This is a genomic window from Dolichospermum sp. UHCC 0352 (assembly GCF_009711925.1).
GTDB classification, from domain to species: Bacteria; Cyanobacteriota; Cyanobacteriia; order Cyanobacteriales; family Nostocaceae; genus Dolichospermum; species Dolichospermum lemmermannii.
In genome coordinates, this window is the sequence record NZ_VIKY01000070.1 from 1 (window position 1) to 612 (window position 612).

1 protein-coding gene is annotated in these 612 nt (G+C 37.7%); it reads left to right on the plus strand.

Going from position 1 to position 612, the window contains the following annotated elements; all coding sequences use genetic code 11:
* The coding region (locus tag FJR06_RS04840) for a molybdenum cofactor biosynthesis protein B (RefSeq protein WP_174783429.1) at positions 1–508 on the plus strand (508 nt) is incomplete at its 5' end.
* Positions 509–612: the final 104 nt, after the last annotated feature.

Genomic DNA, 612 nt, shown 5'->3' on the forward strand with positions numbered 1-612 from the left:
GGAATTTCAACCACACCCAAATACACAGCAAGTTTCTGTAATTTGTGCAGTGATTACCGTCAGTGATACCCGTTCCCCAGATACAGATAAAAGTGGTCAATTAATTAAAGAACTACTTTTAGCTGATGATCACACTGTGGCATTGTATCAGATTATCAAAGATGAACCTAAAGAAATTCAATCCCAAATGACAGCCTTGGGCGAAGATACTCGTATCAATGCCGTGATTTTTAATGGAGGAACGGGAATTGCTCCCAGGGATACTACTTATGATGCTTTAGAAAAGCTATTAGAAAAGACTTTACCAGGATTTGGGGAATTATTTCGATTTTTAAGTTATCAAGAAATTGGTTCTCGCGCTATGGCTTCTCGTGCTGTCGCTGGTGTTTATCAAAGCAAAATCATTTTTTCTCTTCCTGGTTCTAGTAATGCTGTGCGATTGGGGATGGAAAAGTTGATTTTACCGGAATTGGTACATTTGGTAAAACAATTAAATTTGCAGAATTAAACGAATCAGGATATCCAGGATTTAAGGATGTACAGGATGGGTATTTACTGTTATTTTAACATATTAATTGTCTGATAGCGAAGCGTGGCGTAGCCATATCAGGA